This is a genomic window from Pseudomonas sp. DR48 (genome assembly GCF_019823085.1).
In the GTDB taxonomy this organism is placed as follows: domain Bacteria; phylum Pseudomonadota; class Gammaproteobacteria; order Pseudomonadales; family Pseudomonadaceae; genus Aquipseudomonas.
Genome location: NZ_CP081946.1, coordinates 6,947,231 through 6,964,398, shown reverse-complemented (window position 1 = coordinate 6,964,398; position 17,168 = coordinate 6,947,231). Strand labels below are relative to the sequence as shown.

The 17,168-nt window shown below is 56.9% G+C and carries 16 protein-coding genes and 4 tRNA genes; 15 read left to right on the top strand and 5 right to left on the bottom strand.

Going from position 1 to position 17,168, the window contains the following annotated elements; all coding sequences use genetic code 11:
• Positions 1-56: 56 nt before the first annotated feature.
• Positions 57-227, bottom strand: a complete 171-nt coding sequence (locus K5K95_RS31580; protein WP_222587693.1) for a hypothetical protein — start codon at positions 225-227, stop codon at positions 57-59.
• 223 nt (positions 228-450) lie between these two features.
• Here K5K95_RS31580 and K5K95_RS31575 point away from each other — a divergent pair, with 223 nt between their 5' ends.
• The 3 genes from K5K95_RS31575 to K5K95_RS31565 all read left to right on the top strand — a co-directional run bounded on the left by K5K95_RS31575 (position 451) and on the right by K5K95_RS31565 (position 1,661).
• The gene (locus K5K95_RS31575; protein WP_222587692.1) at positions 451-1,122 is read left to right on the top strand and encodes a peptidase C39 family protein; all 672 of its coding nucleotides are present in this window, start codon (positions 451-453) and stop codon (positions 1,120-1,122) included.
• 94 nt (positions 1,123-1,216) lie between these two features.
• A complete protein-coding gene (locus tag K5K95_RS31570; RefSeq protein ID WP_222587691.1) occupies positions 1,217-1,423 on the top strand; it encodes a DUF6021 family protein in 207 nt (68 codons plus the stop codon).
• A gap of 22 nt (positions 1,424-1,445) precedes the next feature.
• Entirely contained in the window at positions 1,446-1,661 is a 216-nt protein-coding gene (locus tag K5K95_RS31565) for a hypothetical protein (protein ID WP_222587690.1), read from the top strand.
• A gap of 55 nt (positions 1,662-1,716) precedes the next feature.
• Here K5K95_RS31565 and pbpG read toward each other — a convergent pair whose 3' ends face one another.
• Both pbpG and folD read right to left on the bottom strand, forming a co-directional pair.
• A complete protein-coding gene (pbpG, locus tag K5K95_RS31560; RefSeq protein WP_222587689.1) occupies positions 1,717-2,655 on the bottom strand; it encodes a D-alanyl-D-alanine endopeptidase in 939 nt (312 codons plus the stop codon).
• Positions 2,656-2,891: 236 nt separating this feature from the next.
• Positions 2,892-3,746 (bottom strand): bifunctional methylenetetrahydrofolate dehydrogenase/methenyltetrahydrofolate cyclohydrolase FolD, encoded by an 855-nt coding sequence (folD, locus tag K5K95_RS31555; RefSeq protein ID WP_222587688.1) that lies wholly within the window; start codon positions 3,744-3,746, stop codon positions 2,892-2,894.
• 275 nt (positions 3,747-4,021) lie between these two features.
• Here folD and K5K95_RS31550 point away from each other — a divergent pair.
• The 12 genes from K5K95_RS31550 (at position 4,022) to K5K95_RS31495 (ending at position 14,882) form a co-directional block, all read left to right on the top strand.
• A tRNA-Arg gene (locus tag K5K95_RS31550) sits at positions 4,022-4,098 on the top strand.
• Between the two features lie 32 nt (positions 4,099-4,130).
• Positions 4,131-4,206 (top strand) — tRNA-His (locus K5K95_RS31545).
• Between the two features lie 57 nt (positions 4,207-4,263).
• Positions 4,264-4,348, top strand: a tRNA-Leu gene (locus K5K95_RS31540).
• Between the two features lie 77 nt (positions 4,349-4,425).
• Positions 4,426-4,501, top strand: a tRNA-His gene (locus tag K5K95_RS31535).
• A 402-nt stretch (positions 4,502-4,903) separates the two neighbouring features.
• Entirely contained in the window at positions 4,904-6,214 is a 1,311-nt protein-coding gene (tig, locus tag K5K95_RS31530; RefSeq protein ID WP_222587687.1) for a trigger factor, read from the top strand.
• A gap of 93 nt (positions 6,215-6,307) precedes the next feature.
• The gene (gene clpP / locus K5K95_RS31525; RefSeq protein ID WP_008062468.1) at positions 6,308-6,943 is read left to right on the top strand and encodes an ATP-dependent Clp endopeptidase proteolytic subunit ClpP; all 636 of its coding nucleotides are present in this window, start codon (positions 6,308-6,310) and stop codon (positions 6,941-6,943) included.
• Between the two features lie 111 nt (positions 6,944-7,054).
• Positions 7,055-8,338 (top strand): ATP-dependent Clp protease ATP-binding subunit ClpX, encoded by a 1,284-nt coding sequence (gene clpX / locus K5K95_RS31520; RefSeq protein WP_007946893.1) that lies wholly within the window; start codon positions 7,055-7,057, stop codon positions 8,336-8,338.
• Between the two features lie 162 nt (positions 8,339-8,500).
• Positions 8,501-10,897, top strand: a complete 2,397-nt coding sequence (lon, locus tag K5K95_RS31515) for an endopeptidase La (protein ID WP_090185891.1) — start codon at positions 8,501-8,503, stop codon at positions 10,895-10,897.
• Positions 10,898-11,045: 148 nt separating this feature from the next.
• Entirely contained in the window at positions 11,046-11,318 is a 273-nt protein-coding gene (locus tag K5K95_RS31510) for an HU family DNA-binding protein (protein WP_222587686.1), read from the top strand.
• Between the two features lie 233 nt (positions 11,319-11,551).
• Entirely contained in the window at positions 11,552-13,423 is a 1,872-nt protein-coding gene (locus K5K95_RS31505) for a SurA N-terminal domain-containing protein (RefSeq protein WP_222587685.1), read from the top strand.
• A gap of 229 nt (positions 13,424-13,652) precedes the next feature.
• Positions 13,653-14,537, top strand: coding sequence for a DUF2242 domain-containing protein (locus tag K5K95_RS31500; protein WP_222587684.1), 885 nt, complete (start codon positions 13,653-13,655; stop codon positions 14,535-14,537).
• A 195-nt stretch (positions 14,538-14,732) separates the two neighbouring features.
• Positions 14,733-14,882, top strand: a complete 150-nt coding sequence (locus tag K5K95_RS31495; protein WP_222587683.1) for a hypothetical protein — start codon at positions 14,733-14,735, stop codon at positions 14,880-14,882.
• Positions 14,883-14,885: 3 nt separating this feature from the next.
• Here the strand turns inward: K5K95_RS31495 and K5K95_RS31490 are convergent, their stop codons facing one another.
• Both K5K95_RS31490 and K5K95_RS31485 read right to left on the bottom strand, forming a co-directional pair.
• Complete coding sequence (locus tag K5K95_RS31490; RefSeq protein ID WP_222587682.1) at positions 14,886-15,926, bottom strand: AraC family transcriptional regulator; 1,041 nt, start codon at positions 15,924-15,926, stop codon at positions 14,886-14,888.
• A 3-nt stretch (positions 15,927-15,929) separates the two neighbouring features.
• Positions 15,930-17,060 (bottom strand): carbon-nitrogen hydrolase family protein, encoded by a 1,131-nt coding sequence (locus K5K95_RS31485; RefSeq protein ID WP_222587681.1) that lies wholly within the window; start codon positions 17,058-17,060, stop codon positions 15,930-15,932.
• Between the last annotated feature and the right edge of the window lie 108 nt (positions 17,061-17,168).

Below are 17,168 nucleotides of genomic sequence, written 5' to 3'. Positions count from 1 at the left end.
GGCCGCCTGTGCTCGAAAGAGTCCAGGCGGCCGTTTTTTTATCAATTCAAAATACGTCAGTGCACCGGCGCCCGGTGCACAGGCGGTTCATCGGTCTTCGCCACAGGCGCCGATTGAACCGGGTGGTGATGATGGCGACGGGTAACACGCAGGACACCCCACAACATGGCGGTGGCCACTGCCAGCCAGCCAGACACCAGCATCAAGATTGTCATTGTCAGGCTCATCAGTGCCTCCTCTTCGCCCTGCAGCGGGCGCACACTCTTTGCAAATGACAGTCTAGTCGTTGCTGTGTTTCCAGCCATTGACCAAAGGTCAGCAGTCCCCAACCTGTTCGCTCTATCGAATGCACTCAACTGCAGGTAAAGGCTATACCGGCGCCTTGCGGCGTCCTATGATCGACGGCCAAGCCGGGAGCGTGTTGCCCGGCGTCTGAACAAGAGAGTGATAATGGAGCGGGTATTTTCTCGGATTCGAACGGCGTTGCTGGTGGTCGGCTGCGTCGCAGGGTTGGCGGGTTGCGCGGGAAGCGTGGCGCCGGAGATCAAGCGTCTGCCGGAACGTGTCGAGCTCAGCGGCACGTTCTATCGGGGCCAGGACTTTCAAAGCGGTCCCCAGGTATTGGCCAGCATGCTCTCGCAGCAAGGCATCGTGATTACGCCGGGGCTGCTTGAGAAACCGCTGCACTTGCCGGGCGCTGAAGCCCAGTTACAGCAGAACATGCAAAACCTTGCCCGTGAATACGGGATGGTGGTGTATCCCCTCGACAGCCGTTTACCGGCGTTGTTGACCCAGGTCGCCGCCGGTTACCCGGTGATGGTGCGCTTTACCGAAGGCTCGGCAATGTGGGCCGGACCGCGTTACGCCATCCTTGCCGGTTACAACCGCCAGAAGCAAACGGTGTTGCTGCGCGCCGGAATGAATCACCGCAACCTGATGAGCTTCAGCTCCTTTGAGTCATCGTTCAAGGACGCTGGCGGCTGGGCCGTACTGATCCAGAAGCCCAATCAAATCCCGGCCAACGTTGACCCGCAGCGCTGGCTGAAGGCAGCGAGTGATCTCGGTCAGGCAGGGCAGGAGCAGGCGGCCGAACGCGCGAAGAAAGCGTTGAGTACGCAGTAAGCTTCCGTTCGTCATGTGCCTGGCACCGCTGCGCGAACCTGACCTCCAAGTGGAAAGGCCCGCACTTCTGCGGGCCAGCCCCAAGGAGGCGTCCATGGCTCAATCCAATACCCCCTCTGGCCCGCACTCGTCTGAACATTCTTCAGGTGATGAATTGGGTTTTGATCCGGATTCGCCGGACCTGGCCGATCCTCAGGTCGATCCCATTGGCCCTGCCAAGGCGCCCAGAGATATAAAACCGGGCGAGGAGGGCAAGACACCCGCCAAGCCTTATGACCCGCTTGCCGACCTGAAACACTGATCTCAACTGTGGTGAGGTGTGTATGTCTACCGATTCGAGTTTCAACGACAAACGTCCGGACAGTGTTCCCACAACCCCTGAAGAGGGCGTTGATCCGGTGATGGATCCCGATGATCCGTTAAGAGACCCATTGGCGCGTCCGATGGTCGTGCCAACGGAGCATCCCCACGGCACGCGAGACCCGAGTGCAGGGGATGGCATTCCGGATGACGACCAGATGCCGCTGCCCAACGATTAATGCCAGACGAAAAAAAGCCCCGGATTATCGGGGCTTTGTTTTTGCGGTCGCCGGATTATTTCGACGCTTCAACAACGCCGCTCTGACGGTGCTTGAGGTTTTTTTCCGACTTGTATTGCAGGGCTACGGACGGCACGGTCGTGCCCTTGCCGGTTTCGACCCAGTTACGTATACGGGTGGCATCGGCAAAATGCGTGTATTTGCCGAACGCGTCGAGGATCACCAGTGCTACCGGACGATTGCCCATGCTGGTGACCAACACCAGGCAGTGGCCAGCCTGGTTGGTGAAGCCGGTTTTCGTCAGTTTGATGTCCCAGTTCGGCTTGCCGATCAAGTGGTCGGTATTGTGGAAACCCAGGCTGTAGTTTGGCTTGCGAAACGAAACGGTTTTTTCTTTGGTGGTGCTCAGCTCCGTCAAGATCGGGTACTTGTGAGCAGCGATCAGCAATTTGCTCAAGTCACGCGCCGTCGAGACGTTGCGAGGCGAAAGGCCCGTCGGCTCGACATAGTGAGTATTGGTCATGCCCAGAGCCCTGGCCTTGGCGTTCATGGCCGCGATGAATGCGACATAACCGCCCGGATAGTGATGCGCAAGGCTGGCGGCGGCACGGTTCTCAGAGGACATCAGCGCAATCAGCAGCATTTCCCTGCGCGGCATTTCACTGTTGAGTTTGACCCGGGAAAACACCCCTTTCATTTCAGGCGTGTCGCTGATGTTGATGGAGATGTACTCATCCATGTTCTGCTTGGCTTCAACCACGACCAAAGCAGTCATCAGTTTGCTGACCGAGGCAATGGGTACAACCACGTCGGGGTTACTGGCGTAGATGACCTTGTTGGTCTGCAGATCCATCAGCAATGCGCTGCCGGAAGCGATCTTAAGGTGTGATGTATCGCGGGGGGCTGAGGTGGTATCAGCGGCGTTAACCGCTGGCGTGATGAACGTCCCTGTAAATGCAAAAAATAGGCTCAGGATGGAAAGACGGATTTTCACGCTGGCAGACTCTTAATGTGTTGATAAGCCGTTCTGTAACGGGCTGTTTCGTAAAAGCGCGACATTCTGGAGTATGGCTGAATAACTGTCGATGGTTGTTCAAGTAGGAGCTGAAACTCTTTGGAAACATGAAATAAAAGTCATTTTCCGGCGGATGGTCAGTCTTTTACGGGAGGCAAAAAGAACCCCGCTATCAGCGGGGTTCTTTTGATTGTCGCTGGCGTCTTTACACGAACTCAGCTGTGCAGTGTTTCCGCTGCGTACAGAGTGTTTTCCAGCAGGCAGGCGCGTGTCATCGGACCCACTCCGCCTGGCACTGGCGTGATCCATCCGGCGCGGGGCAGGGCTGTTTCGTAGACCACGTCGCCCACCAGTTTGCCGTCTTCCTGACGGTTGATGCCGACGTCGATCACGATCGCGCCTTCCTTGATCCACTCACCTTTGACCAGCCCTGGCTTGCCAGCGGCAACGACCACCAGATCGGCGCGGCCGACATGGCCGGCGAGGTCCTCGGTGAAACGGTGGGTGACAGTCACGGTGCAACCGGCCAGCAGCAATTCCATCGCCATCGGACGACCCACGATATTGGAAGCGCCGACAATAACGGCGTCCATCCCGTACAGGTTTGCACCAGTGCTTTCCAGCAAGGTCATGATGCCTTTGGGCGTGCAGGGGCGCAGCAGCGGAATGCGCTGGGCCAGGCGGCCAACGTTATAGGGATGGAAGCCGTCGACGTCTTTATCCGGACGAATGCGCTCGAGCAATTTGGACGCATCCAGGTGTTCGGGTAACGGAAGCTGAAGCAGGACGCCGTCAATTGCCGGGTCTTCGTTCAGGCGATCGATCAGATCGGTCAAGGCTTCTTGAGTGGTTTCGGAAGGCAGGTCGTAGGCTTGGGAAATGAAGCCTACCTCTTCACAGTCTTTACGCTTGTGCGAGACATAAACCTGAGAGGCAGGATCGCTGCCGACCAGGATCACCGCGAGGCCGGGCGTGCGCAAACCTTGCTCGCGACGCTCGGTGACTCGTTTGGCGATCTGCTGGCGCAGGCTGGCGGCGATCGATTTGCCGTCGATTAGTTGTGCAGTCATTGCGCGTGATTAACCATCGAGAGGGGAAAAAAAGAGAACGTATTCTCGCATGTCATGCGGTGAGGGCAAAGGCGCTTGGTCTGCAAATTCCCCTAACCCCTTTAATTAAATGAATTTTTTATAAAAAGGATTTGACGGCCTTCGGGGCGCTCTATACTATTCGTCGCACTTGTCGGGCACAGCCTAGCACTGGATAAGAAGGTCGAGCGGGATTACGGTTCTGCGAGACTGGAAAGCACTTAGTTTGTAGTCCTCCAAGAGTACAGATTAATAAGGCGCCCGTAGCTCAGCTGGATAGAGCATCCGCCTTCTAAGCGGATGGTCGCAGGTTCGAGTCCTGCCGGGTGCGCCATTAGGCAGCTTTGGCACAAGTAGCGCAATATGGTGGGCGTAGCTCAGTTGGTAGAGCACGGGATTGTGACTCCCGTTGTCGAGGGTTCGATCCCCTTCGTCCACCCCATATTTCGAAAGGCGCCAGATTAACAGTCTGGCGCCTTTGCTTTAACAGCTTCAAACCGCGGATGTGGTGGAATTGGTAGACACACTGGATTTAGGTTCCAGCGCCGCAAGGTGTAAGAGTTCGAGTCTCTTCATCCGCACCAAATAAAGCTTTACCCAGGCCGTTGGCCTGGTTGAGGCGCAGCAAGGTAGTTGTTTGGCTTCCTTGCAAGGCAATATGGTGGGCGTAGCTCAGTTGGTAGAGCACGGGATTGTGACTCCCGTTGTCGAGGGTTCGATCCCCTTCGTCCACCCCATATTTAGAGAGGCGCCAGATTTAATAGTCTGGCGCCTTTTTTGTTTTAGCGGTTCGAGTATTAAGCGGCTGCATGTCCTGGGTCGTCGTAGGGGTGGGGTTTTCATCGTATTTTTGTTTCTCGATGATGCCGATCCGCCCGTCGGTCCCCTCGTGGGGTCGGCTGTCAGGGATGGATTGCCGAATCCTTCTATATATAGAAGGATTGGTGCAAAGCCCTGGCATGACTGGCTGTATTTGCTAACAGGGCGAGGCATAACCGTTTGTCCCCGCCTATAAATTGCCTGCTGCTTTTTTACCCGTTTTCAGTAGGGTGACTTCTTGAGTTTGACCCACTAGAATGCATGCCCTTGATTCTGGGGTCGGAAACGGCCGGCTAACGTCTGTGCAACGAGGAATATCCATGCAAGTTTCTGTTGAAAATACTTCTGCTCTTGAGCGCCGCATGAGCATCACCGTGCCGGCTGAGCGCATCGAGACTCAGGTCAACAAGCGTCTGCAGCAGACTGCCCAAAAGGCCAAGATTGCTGGCTTCCGTCCAGGCAAAGTGCCAATGAGCGAAATCAAGCGCCGTTTCGGTGCTGATGCGCGTCAGGAAGCAGTCGGCGATGTGATCCAGTCTTCTTTCTACGAAGCGGTTGTCGAGCAGAAGCTGAACCCGGCTGGCGCTCCTTCGATCGAGCCTAAATCGATGGAAGCCGGCAAAGATCTGGAATACGTCGCGATCTTCGAAGTGTTCCCTGAGTTCACCGTTGCCGGTTTCGAAGGTATCACCGTAGAGCGCCTGAGCGCTGACGTGGCTGATGCCGATCTGGACAAGATGCTGGACGTGCTGCGCAAGCAGAACACCCGTTTCGAAGTGGCCGATCGCGCTGCCCAGAACGAAGATCAGTTGAACATCGATTTCGTCGGCAAGGTCGACGGTGAAGTGTTCGCCGGTGGTTCCGCCAAAGGCACTCAGCTGGTGCTGGGTTCCGGCCGCATGATCCCTGGTTTCGAAGACGGTCTGGTTGGCGCTAAAGCCGGCGAAGAGCGCGTTCTGAACCTGACCTTCCCAGAGGACTATCAGAACCTCGACCTGGCGGGCAAAGCCGCTGAGTTCACCGTGACCGTGAACACTGTTTCCGAGCCAAAACTGCCAGAGCTGAACGAAGAATTCTTCGCTCAATTCGGCATCAAGGAAACCGGTCTGGAAGGCTTCCGCGCCGAAGTTCGCAAGAACATGGAGCGCGAGCTGCGTCAGGCAATCAAATCCAAGGTCAAGAATCAGGTGATGGACGGTCTGCTGGCCACCAACCCGATCGAAGTGCCTAAGGCTCTGCTGTCCAACGAAGTCGACCGTCTGCGCGTGCAGGCTGTTCAGCAGTTCGGTGGCAACATCAAGCCTGATCAACTGCCGGCCGAGCTGTTCGAAGAACAAGCCAAGCGCCGCGTTGTGCTGGGTTTGATCGTGGCCGAAGTGGTCAAGCAGTTCGACCTCAAGCCTGACGAAACCCGCGTTCGCGAAATGATTCAGGAAATGGCTTCGGCCTACCAGGAGCCTGAGCAGGTTGTGTCCTGGTACTACAAGAACGACCAGCAACTGAACGAAGTTCGTTCTGTTGTGCTGGAAGAGCAAGTTGTGGATACTGTTCTGCAGAAAGCTAGCGTGACCGACAAATCGGTCTCTTACGAAGAAGCAGTCAAGCCGGTAGAAGCTCCACAAGCCGACTGATCGTTTTTGCGGTAAGAAGCACACACCATAAGCCAGCCTTCGTGCTGGCTTATGCGTATTCAAGACATAACTATTTGGGAGTGACTGCAGAGCATGTTCCGTAATTCGTATATTCAGCAGAACTCTGATATCCAGGCCGCAGGCGGCCTGGTCCCGATGGTTGTCGAGCAATCTGCTCGTGGCGAGCGCGCCTATGACATCTACTCGCGCCTTCTCAAGGAGCGAGTGATCTTTCTGGTTGGTCCGGTAGAGGACTACATGGCCAACCTGATCTGTGCGCAACTGCTGTTCCTTGAAGCGGAAAACCCGGACAAGGACATCCATCTCTATATCAACTCCCCGGGCGGTTCGGTGACGGCGGGCATGTCGATCTACGACACCATGCAGTTCATCAAGCCAAACGTGTCGACCACCTGTATCGGTCAGGCGTGCAGCATGGGCGCGTTTCTGTTGACTGCCGGTGCCAAGGGCAAGCGTTACTGCCTGCCGAACTCGCGTGTGATGATTCACCAGCCACTGGGCGGTTTCCAGGGCCAGGCTTCGGATATCGAAATCCATGCCAAGGAAATCCTCTTCATTCGTGAGCGTCTCAACACGCTGATGGCCAAGCATAGCGGGCGCACTCTTGAAGAAATCGAGCGCGACACCAACCGCGACAATTTCATGAGTGCAGAAGCAGCGCGTGAGTACGGGCTGATCGATGAAGTGATCAACCAGCGCCCCGCTTAATTAAGCAGCTCAAAATAAGGTTGGTCGGCGGGTCCGATCACCAGCGGGCTTGAAAAAGCCCGCAATAGCCTTCATCTTGTGTTGCAAGCCTATCGGATTTGGATCGAACGAATGACTGACACCCGCAACGGCGAGGACAACGGCAAGCTGCTCTATTGCTCCTTCTGTGGCAAAAGCCAGCATGAAGTACGCAAGTTGATTGCCGGCCCCTCGGTCTTTATCTGCGACGAGTGCGTCGACCTGTGCAACGACATCATCCGAGAGGAGGTGCAGGAAGCCCAGGCCGAAAGCAGCGCGCATAAATTGCCTTCGCCTAAAGAAATCAGCGGCATCCTTGATCAGTACGTGATTGGTCAGGAGCGTGCGAAAAAGGTTTTGGCAGTAGCGGTGTACAACCACTACAAGCGCCTGAACCAGCGTGACAAAAAGAATGACGACGTCGAACTCGGCAAAAGCAACATTTTGCTGATCGGCCCGACAGGCTCGGGTAAAACCCTGCTTGCCGAAACACTGGCCCGCTTGCTGAACGTTCCGTTCACCATCGCCGATGCAACCACCCTCACCGAGGCGGGTTACGTAGGTGAAGATGTCGAGAACATCATTCAGAAGCTGCTGCAGAAGTGCGATTACGACGTGGAAAAGGCCCAGATGGGCATTGTCTACATCGATGAGATCGACAAGATCTCGCGCAAGTCTGACAACCCGTCGATCACCCGGGACGTTTCCGGTGAAGGCGTGCAGCAGGCCCTGCTCAAGTTGATCGAAGGCACGGTCGCTTCCGTTCCGCCTCAAGGTGGTCGCAAGCATCCGCAGCAGGAATTCCTTCAGGTCGACACCCGTAACATTTTGTTCATCTGCGGTGGTGCGTTCTCCGGTCTGGAAAAGGTTATTCAAAACCGTTCCACCAAGGGCGGCATCGGCTTCAACGCGGAAGTTCGCAGCAAGGAAGAAGGCAAGAAAGTCGGTGAGTCCCTGCGTGAAGTCGAGCCTGACGATCTGGTCAAGTTCGGTCTGATCCCGGAATTCGTCGGTCGTCTGCCGGTACTTGCGACGCTGGACGAGCTTGATGAGGCTGCGCTGATGCAGATTCTCACCGAGCCGAAAAACGCGTTGACCAAGCAGTACGCCAAGTTGTTCGAGATGGAAGGCGTGGACCTGGAATTCCGGGCCGACGCGCTGAAATCGGTCGCAAAACGAGCGCTGGAACGAAAAACCGGTGCCCGTGGCCTGCGTTCGATTCTCGAAGGTGTGTTGCTCGACACGATGTACGAAATCCCCTCGCAGTCCGAGGTGAGTAAAGTCGTGATCGATGAAAGCGTCATAGAAGGCAAGTCCAAGCCACTGTATATCTACGAAAACAGTGAGCCGGCTGCCAAGGCTGCGCCAGACGCCTAAGCGTCACGCTGCTGGAACAAAGAAGGGGCCTTCGGGCCCCTTTTCTTTTAAAGCGTTTTTAACACCCGCTTTGCGCTTGTTTTTTTTCAGGGCAACCCCCATCTTGGTTTCAAGCTTACTTCCATCTGTTTACGGCCTTATGGCCGCCGTAGAGGCGAAATCATGAAGACAACCATCGAATTGCCTCTCCTGCCATTGCGTGATGTTGTGGTTTATCCGCACATGGTTATCCCGCTGTTCGTGGGGCGCGAGAAATCCATCGAAGCCCTCGAGGCCGCGATGACGGGCGACAAGCAGATCCTTCTGCTGGCTCAGAGAAACCCTGCTGACGACGATCCCGGTGAAGATGCACTTTATCGCGTAGGTACGATTGCGACTGTCCTGCAGCTGCTCAAGCTGCCTGACGGCACGGTCAAGGTTCTGGTCGAAGGCGAGCAGCGGGGCGCCGTGGAGCGCTTCAGCGAAGTGGACGGCCACTGCCGTGCCGAAGTCTCACTGATCGACGAAACCGAAGCGCCTGAGCGCGAGTCGGAAGTGTTTGTCCGCAGCCTGCTGGCCCAGTTCGAACAATATGTGCAGTTGGGCAAGAAAGTCCCGGCTGAAGTCCTGTCGTCGCTCAACAGCATCGATGAGCCTGGTCGTCTGGTCGACACCATGGCCGCGCACATGGCGCTGAAGATCGAGCAGAAGCAGGAAATCCTCGAAATCATCGATTTGTCGGCCCGGGTCGAGCACGTTCTGGCGTTGCTGGATGCCGAGATCGATCTGCTTCAAGTCGAAAAACGCATTCGTGGTCGTGTCAAAAAACAAATGGAGCGCAGCCAGCGCGAGTACTACCTGAATGAGCAGATGAAGGCCATTCAGAAAGAGCTCGGCGACAGCGACGAAGGCCACAACGAAATCGAAGAGCTGAAAAAGCGCATCGATGCCGCTGGTCTGCCAAAAGATGCACTGGCCAAGGCCCAGGGTGAACTGAACAAGCTGAAACAAATGTCGCCGATGTCCGCGGAAGCGACCGTGGTGCGTTCGTACATCGACTGGCTGGTTCAGGTGCCGTGGAAGGCCCAGAGCAAAGTGCGCCTGGACCTTGCGCGCGCAGAAGACATTCTCGATGCAGACCACTACGGTCTGGAAGAAGTCAAAGAGCGGATCCTCGAATACCTCGCCGTGCAAAAACGCGTGAAGAAAATTCGCGGGCCGGTGCTGTGCCTGGTCGGTCCTCCAGGGGTGGGTAAAACCTCTCTGGCGGAGTCGATTGCTCATGCCACCAACCGCAAATTCGTCCGTATGGCCCTCGGTGGCGTGCGTGATGAGGCGGAAATTCGTGGTCATCGCCGTACTTATATCGGTTCGATGCCAGGAAGATTGATTCAAAAGATGACAAAGGTGGGCGTCCGCAACCCGCTGTTCCTGCTCGATGAAATCGACAAGATGGGCAGTGACATGCGTGGCGACCCGGCGTCGGCGTTGCTGGAAGTGCTCGACCCCGAGCAGAACCACAACTTCAACGATCACTATCTGGAAGTCGACTACGACTTGTCCGATGTGATGTTCCTTTGCACCTCGAACTCCATGAATATTCCACCGGCGCTGCTGGACCGGATGGAAGTGATTCGTCTGCCGGGCTACACCGAAGACGAGAAGATCAACATCGCGGTCAAGTACCTTTCGCCGAAGCAGATTACGGCTAACGGCTTGAAGAAAGGCGAGCTGGAATTCGACGCCGAGGCGATCCGCGACATCATCCGCTACTACACCCGCGAAGCCGGTGTACGTGGGCTGGAGCGCCAGATCGCCAAGGTCTGCCGCAAGGCGGTCAAAGAGCACGCGCTGGAAAAACGCTTCTCGGTGAAGGTCACGGCCGACATGCTCGAGCACTTCCTCGGCGTGCGCAAATTCCGCTATGGCCTGGCTGAATCGCAGGATCAGATCGGTCAGGTTACCGGGCTGGCGTGGACTCAAGTGGGCGGCGAATTGCTGACCATCGAAGCCGCCGTCGTGCCGGGTAAAGGCCAGTTGATCAAGACCGGCTCCCTGGGTGACGTGATGGTCGAATCGATCACCGCGGCGCTGACCGTTGTTCGCAGCCGTGCCAAGAGCCTGGGGATTCCCCTGGACTTCCACGAGAAGCGCGACACGCACATCCACATGCCGGAAGGGGCTACCCCTAAAGACGGCCCTAGCGCCGGTGTGGGCATGTGCACGGCACTGGTCTCGGCATTGACCGGCATTCCAGTGCGCGCGGATGTCGCCATGACAGGCGAGATCACACTGCGTGGTCAGGTGCTGGCGATCGGTGGTTTGAAAGAAAAACTGCTCGCCGCTCACCGTGGCGGAATCAAGACGGTGATCATTCCTGAAGAGAATGTGCGCGATTTGAAGGAAATTCCTGACAATATCAAGCGAGATCTGCAGATTAAACCGGTTAAATGGATTGACGAGGTCCTGCAAATTGCGCTGCAATACGCGCCGGAGCCCCTGCCTGATGTGGTTCCAGAGATAGTTGCAAAGGATGAAAAACGCGAGTCTGACTCTAAGGAAAGAATTAGCACGCATTAGTACGCATTTGCCTGGGGGGCTTCCTTGACAGCTTTTTAGAGCCCTTGTTATAAAGCGGCTCTTAAGTGTCTGTAGGCCATTCAGCACTCGTTTTTGCTTTCACCAAAAAACTTAGAATCATACTCAAATAGATATAAGGGGACTTAGAGTGAACAAGTCGGAACTGATTGATGCTATCGCTGCATCCGCTGATATCCCGAAAGCTGCTGCTGGCCGTGCGCTGGACGCTGTAATCGAATCCGTCACTGGCGCTCTCAAGGCTGGCGACTCTGTTGTTCTGGTTGGTTTCGGTACTTTCTCCGTAACTGATCGTCCAGCTCGCATTGGTCGTAACCCACAGACCGGTAAGCAGCTGGAAATCGCAGCAGCCAAAAAACCAGGTTTCAAGGCCGGTAAAGCACTGAAAGAAGCTGTCAACTAAGTTCGATTCAGGTTTTTGCCTATCCGGGTCGGGGTCATACCTGACCTGGCAGCGGAGCGGTAGTCCAGTCGGCGAGTTGCCGATCCGAGACGCCGAGGCTCGCAAGTTCGAGTCATCGGTCCGCTCCGCCAGTTACGAGAAGGCGCATCCTCGGATGCGCCTTTCTTCTATCCGGATTCTACCCACGCTCCACGGTTGCCTAATTTTGAAGTTCAACCGTTTCTGGGGGACGCATGCTGCAGAATATCAGGGACAATTCACAAGGCTGGATTGCCAAGACCATTATCGGGGTCGTCGTTGCACTGATGGCTTTGACCGGTTTCGACGCCATCTTCAAGGCCACGACGCACAAGAATGATGCGGCCAAGGTCAATGGTGAAGAAATCAGCCAGAACGAGCTGAGCCAGGCGGTCGATATGCAACGCCGTCAGCTCATGCAACAGCTGGGCAAGGATTTCGACGCTTCCTTGCTCGACGAAAAAATGCTGCGCGAATCAGCCCTCAAGGGCTTGATCGATCGCAAACTGCTGCTGCAAGGCGCAGAAAACTCGAAATTCGCTTTCTCCGAAGCGGCTTTGGACCAAGTGATCCTGCAAACGCCTGAATTCCAGGTCGACGGCAAGTTCAGTCCTGAGCGTTTCGACCAGGTGATTCGTCAACTGGGCTATAGCCGTATGCAGTTCCGCCAGATGCTGGCTCAGGAAATGCTGATCGGTCAGCTGCGCGCTGGCCTGGCAGGTAGCGGTTTCGTCACCGACGCACAGGTTCTGGCTTTCGCCCGTCTGGAAAAACAGACTCGCGACATGGCGACCCTGAACGTCAAGGTTGACCCGGCAGCGGTGAAACTCACCGACGAAGAGGTCAAGGCCTATTACGACGAACACGCCAAGGAATTCATGACACCGGATCAGGTCGTCATCGACTACCTGGAGTTGAAGAAGTCTTCCTTCTTTGATCAGGTCTCCGTCAAGGACGAAGATCTGCAAGCGGCGTATCAGAAAGAAATCGCGAACCTGTCCGAGCAACGCCGGGCTGCGCACATTCTGATTGAAGTGAACGATAAAGTGACCGAGGCGCAAGCCAAGGCCAAGATCGAAGAGATTCAGGCGCGTCTGGCCAAGGGCGAGAAATTCGAGGCCCTGGCCAAGGAATTCTCCCAGGATCCGGGTTCGGCGAACAACGGCGGTGACTTGGGCTACGCAGGCCCTGGCGTCTACGATCCGGCATTCGAAACCGCGCTGTATGCGTTGGCCAAGGATCAGGTTTCCGGACCGGTTCGCACCGACTTCGGTTACCACCTGATCAAGCTGTTGGGCGTTGAAGCGCCTGAAGTGCCGACGCTGGCGAGCCTGAAAGACAAGCTGACCCGCGAGCTGAAAACCCAGCAGGTCGAACAGCGTTTCGTCGAGGCGACCAAGCAACTGGAAGACTCTTCGTTCGAGTCCTCCGATCTGGCCCAGCCGGCGCAGGACTTGAAGCTGACCGTTCACACCTCCAAGCCGTTCGGCCGCGAGGGTGGCGAAGGTGTTGCAGCCAGCCGTGCCGTAGTGACCGCTGCGTTCAGTCCTGAAGTGCTGGATGAGGGTGCCAACAGCACCGCCATCGAGCTGGATCCGGAAACCGTGATCGTGCTGCGCGCCAAAGAACACTTGAAGCCTGCACAGCTGCCGCTGGAAGCCGTCAACACCAGCATTCGTGCACAGTTGGCCAAGGAACACGCCAGTTCGGCCGCCAAGACCAAGGCTGATGAGTTGATCGCCAGCCTGCGCGATGGCAAGACCCCGTTGAACAAGGCAATCGACGGTCAGAACTGGAAAGTGACCCAAGCCGTGACTCGCGCTCAGGAAGGGATTGACCCTACCGTGCTGCAAGCGCTGTTCCGGATGCCGAAACCTGCCGCGAAGGACAAACCGACCTTCAACAGCGTGACCCTGGCTGATGGCAACCTGGTGATCGTTCAACTGAACGGTGTGAACGAAGCGGCTGCGCCGACAGATGAAGAGAAGGCTCAATACCGTCGCTTCCTCGCCTCGCGCATTGGCCAGCAAGACTTTGCGGCTTACCGCAAGCTGTTGGAAAGCCAGGCCGAGATCAAGCGTTTCTGACGCCTGACCGAGTCGCCCGTAACACAAGAATCCCGGCCGAAAGGCCGGGATTTTTTATGGGTGCAATCAAAGCGCCATGGGTTATCCGTCGCTTGTATGTTTACCTCGCGACTTTTTCCGGTAAATGGCAGTCAGTAGACGTGTATCTGTTTTAAGACACTAATCGATGCTCCGCTAAGCATCGATCTGTTGCACAATACGCCCCGGACCGTTTTCCTCAGGATGTTCAATGTTTAAATCAATTCCCATGCGGGTTGTCGGCTTGGCGCTGTTGCTGGCTGCCGCCGCCGGCTGCTCGTCGAAGAAAGCCCCCATCTATGAGCATGAGAACTTCAATGATTCCGGGACGTTTTCGCGCAGTTACCCGGTGACTGATGCTCAGACCTGCGAAGCCGCCCGTCGGGCGCTGCTCAGCCAGGGCTACATCATCACCAGTACCGACGCGAAACTGGTCAGTGGACACAAAAGCTTCCAGCAGACTGGCGAGACCCACATGGAGATCAGCTTCAGTGTGGTGTGTGCCGATGATGGCAGCGAAGGGCATCACGCGACCATGTTCGCCAACGCCTTGCAGGATCGTTATGCGCTGAAGAAAACCAACAACTCCGCCAGCGTGGGCGTGGGCGTGTTGGGTTCGGTATCGATGCCGATCGGCTCGTCCGATGATTCGATGGTCAAGGTGGCGAGCGAAACCGTATCGTCGGCCAAGTTCTACGAACGTTTTTTTACCCTGGTCGAGCTGTTCCTGCCGCCGGAAGCGAAAAAGGCTGCGCACATCGTCGAGAAACCCAAGACCGACCTGGGTGTGCCTGAGGCCAAGGCTGCTCCGGCTCCTTTGGCTCCGACGCCAGCGCCAGCAGCAGAGCCTGCGCCAGCACCGGCAGCGCAACCAGCGCCGGCACCCGTATCGCAACCTGCAGCTGAACCAGCACCAGCCCCCGCATCGGAACCTGCCGCTTCGGAGCCGGTCGCACCGCCTGCTGAAACAGCGCCGATCACTCCGGTTGAAAACTCCGAGCCGTCATCGTCCACCGAAACGGTTGCACCACCGCCTCAATCAACCCTGCCACCACCGAGCGAGCCTATTCCGGCCATGCCGACCGCCGCTCAGTAATCGGCAAACATTTCGGGATCGGGTCGCACGACACCGATCCCGAAATGGCTTCTGGATTGATCCACGTCAAACCCGGCTGAAGTCCTACAGCCTCTATCGAAAAAATCCTGTGATAAATACCTGACTGCCTGCTACGTTTTATAAGTAGCCGCTGGTCGGCGTGCCTGCGTCATTTTTCTTTCACGTGGGCACTTTATGCTCAAGGCGCTGGTCATTTATTCAGGCATTTTTTTAACGAGTGATGTGGGGGATTTAGCAATGGATGACTATCAAGAAGAGTTGCTCGAGTATCAGGCGTTTGAACTGGACCCGTTGGAGCCCGCGGAAGACGCTACAGAGTTGTAAGCATTACGCGGTTTGGCGATGACTGCGGCGAAACTCGCCGGGTGTCTGGCCATTCCAGCGTTTGAAAGCCCGCTGGAAGGCCTCGGCTGAGGCAAATCCCAGCAGGTAAGCGATCTCGCCGAACGCCAGTTCCGTGTCGCGGATATAGGTCATGGCCAGGTCGCGACGCGTGTCATTGAGAATGGCGCGGAACTGAGTGCCTTCCTCGGCGAGTTTGCGTCGCAAGGTCCAGGTCGGCAGTTTCAGGCGTGTCGCCACTTCCTCCAGGTCGGGTTCCCGGCCACCATTGAGCAATGGCCCCAGCAACTGAGTGATGCGTTCACGCAGGCTGCGGGTGCGTGTCAATTGCTCCAGTTCCCGTTCACACAGCTGCAGCAAGTGGCGCCAGGTACTCGGGCAGTGCTGCGGGTTGCGTTGGGCGAGACTGGCCAGGCTCAGGCGCAATTGATTGTGTTCGGCGCCGAACTGAATCGGGCAATCACCCAGCACCGCATAAGCTTCACGGTAGTCCGGTTCGCTGAATTCAATATCAATCCGCTCGGCATAAAGCGGCTCGACGCTGAGGGCGGACAATTGCTGCAACCAGCCGGCGATGATCGAGTCGACCACAAATCGGTTGTAGGCGTTATAAGGACTGATCGAGTAGAACCGCAGCCACGCACCTTGAGCGTCTTCGAGAAAGCTCGATTGCCCCCGATAGTTGGAGCCATACAGCGCCTCGAAGCGAATCAGGCAGCGCGCCGCTTCACGCACGGTCGGAGCCTGCGCCGCAGTGATTCCGGCCAGACCCGCCTGGCTCAAGCGACTCAGCTGGCCCATGCGCAAACCCAGCGCCGGATCGTTGGTCAGTTGAATGGCGCTGTGGCCCAGACGCATGTAGCGGGGGATCGACAGCCGCGCACCGGCCTCGGCCAGCCGCGCCGTATCCAGGCCGTATTGGTCAAGCAATGGCTGAGGGTCTGCTCCATGGCTGCGCACAGCGTCGGCCAGGCTATGAACAAAGCCTACCGACAGATCCCCGAGGCGCATCGGCAGTGGTTTCATGATTCACAACCAGAGGTTCAGCAACCGCGCGCCACGGGCGTTGCCGTCGGCGAACTGTTGTCCGTTGTTGCTGAGAAAGCTTTGACCGGCGCTGCCCTGGTCCCAGAACTGACCACGAAGAAACACGCTCATGCCGGCCACCGCTTGGCTACTCGGTGGTTGCGACGTCAGTGTCAGACGGTGCCAGGCCTGGCCTTCGCTGATCTCACCGGGTTTGAGGCTGACGGAGCCTGGCGTGGACAATCCCTTGTATCCGCGCCAGGGTTTGTCCCAGGTGCCGCGCCCGACCACAAACGCCGGAACCGCGACGAACTTCGCGCCCAGGTCGTCAAGCTTGCGGTAATTGTCCGGATACCAGCTGTCGCTGCCGATCAGTATGCCCAAGCGTCCGGCCGGGGTATCGACGACATTGAGGGTATGGTCTTCATTGGCGCCGAGGACCTCGGTTTTATCGAATACCGGATGCATCTGGCGCTGCGGCTGGCCGATCGGCAGCCCGTCGCGCCCGAACACCACGCTGCTGTTGTACAACGCACCGCGGCCGATTTTCAGCGTGCCCTCAATAACGCTCGGCTCGGGCAACACGATCGTGCCGGCCACCAGCGTTACGTGGAATTCTTTGGCCAGGCCACCAAACAGCGCCTGGTAATCCTTCGCCATGCCTTTGGCCTTCATCCGCAAGTGGGCATCATCGATACGACTTTCGCTTTTGGCGCTGATCAGCGCACGCACGAACTGCACGGGATTACTCACCGCCAGCCAGTTCATGGCTTCCTTGAGTGTGGTGGCCTGGTACAGCTCATCTTTTTCGCCGGTGACCATCAACCAGGTGCCGACATGCTCGGGCAGCACGACGATGGTCTTTTCATTCAACAGGCCCTGGTCCTGGGCTTTCTGCAAGTAGGCCGCCAGCTTGCGGTGCAGGCGCGCGGGGCTTTGATAGTCGGTGGGGAACAGCTCGGGCTGGATGCCCAGCAGATTGCCGCGATCGGCAGGCGTGCCTTGATCGATTGCCAGATTGATGCGCAAGTCCGACAGATAATGACCCACCGGACGGTCCGCGGCCCACATGGCGTAGGTCGTGAGGGCGGCGATCAGGGCCATGGAGAACGTCAGGTACAAAAGTTTGCGCATGGGGAAACAGTCAACAGCCGGGTGCAGGGTTCGCGACTAGGGTAGGGCGCATGCCGGTGCTTGCCAAGGGGCGCTGCGCATTTGGATCAATAAGTTGTCAGTTTCGGT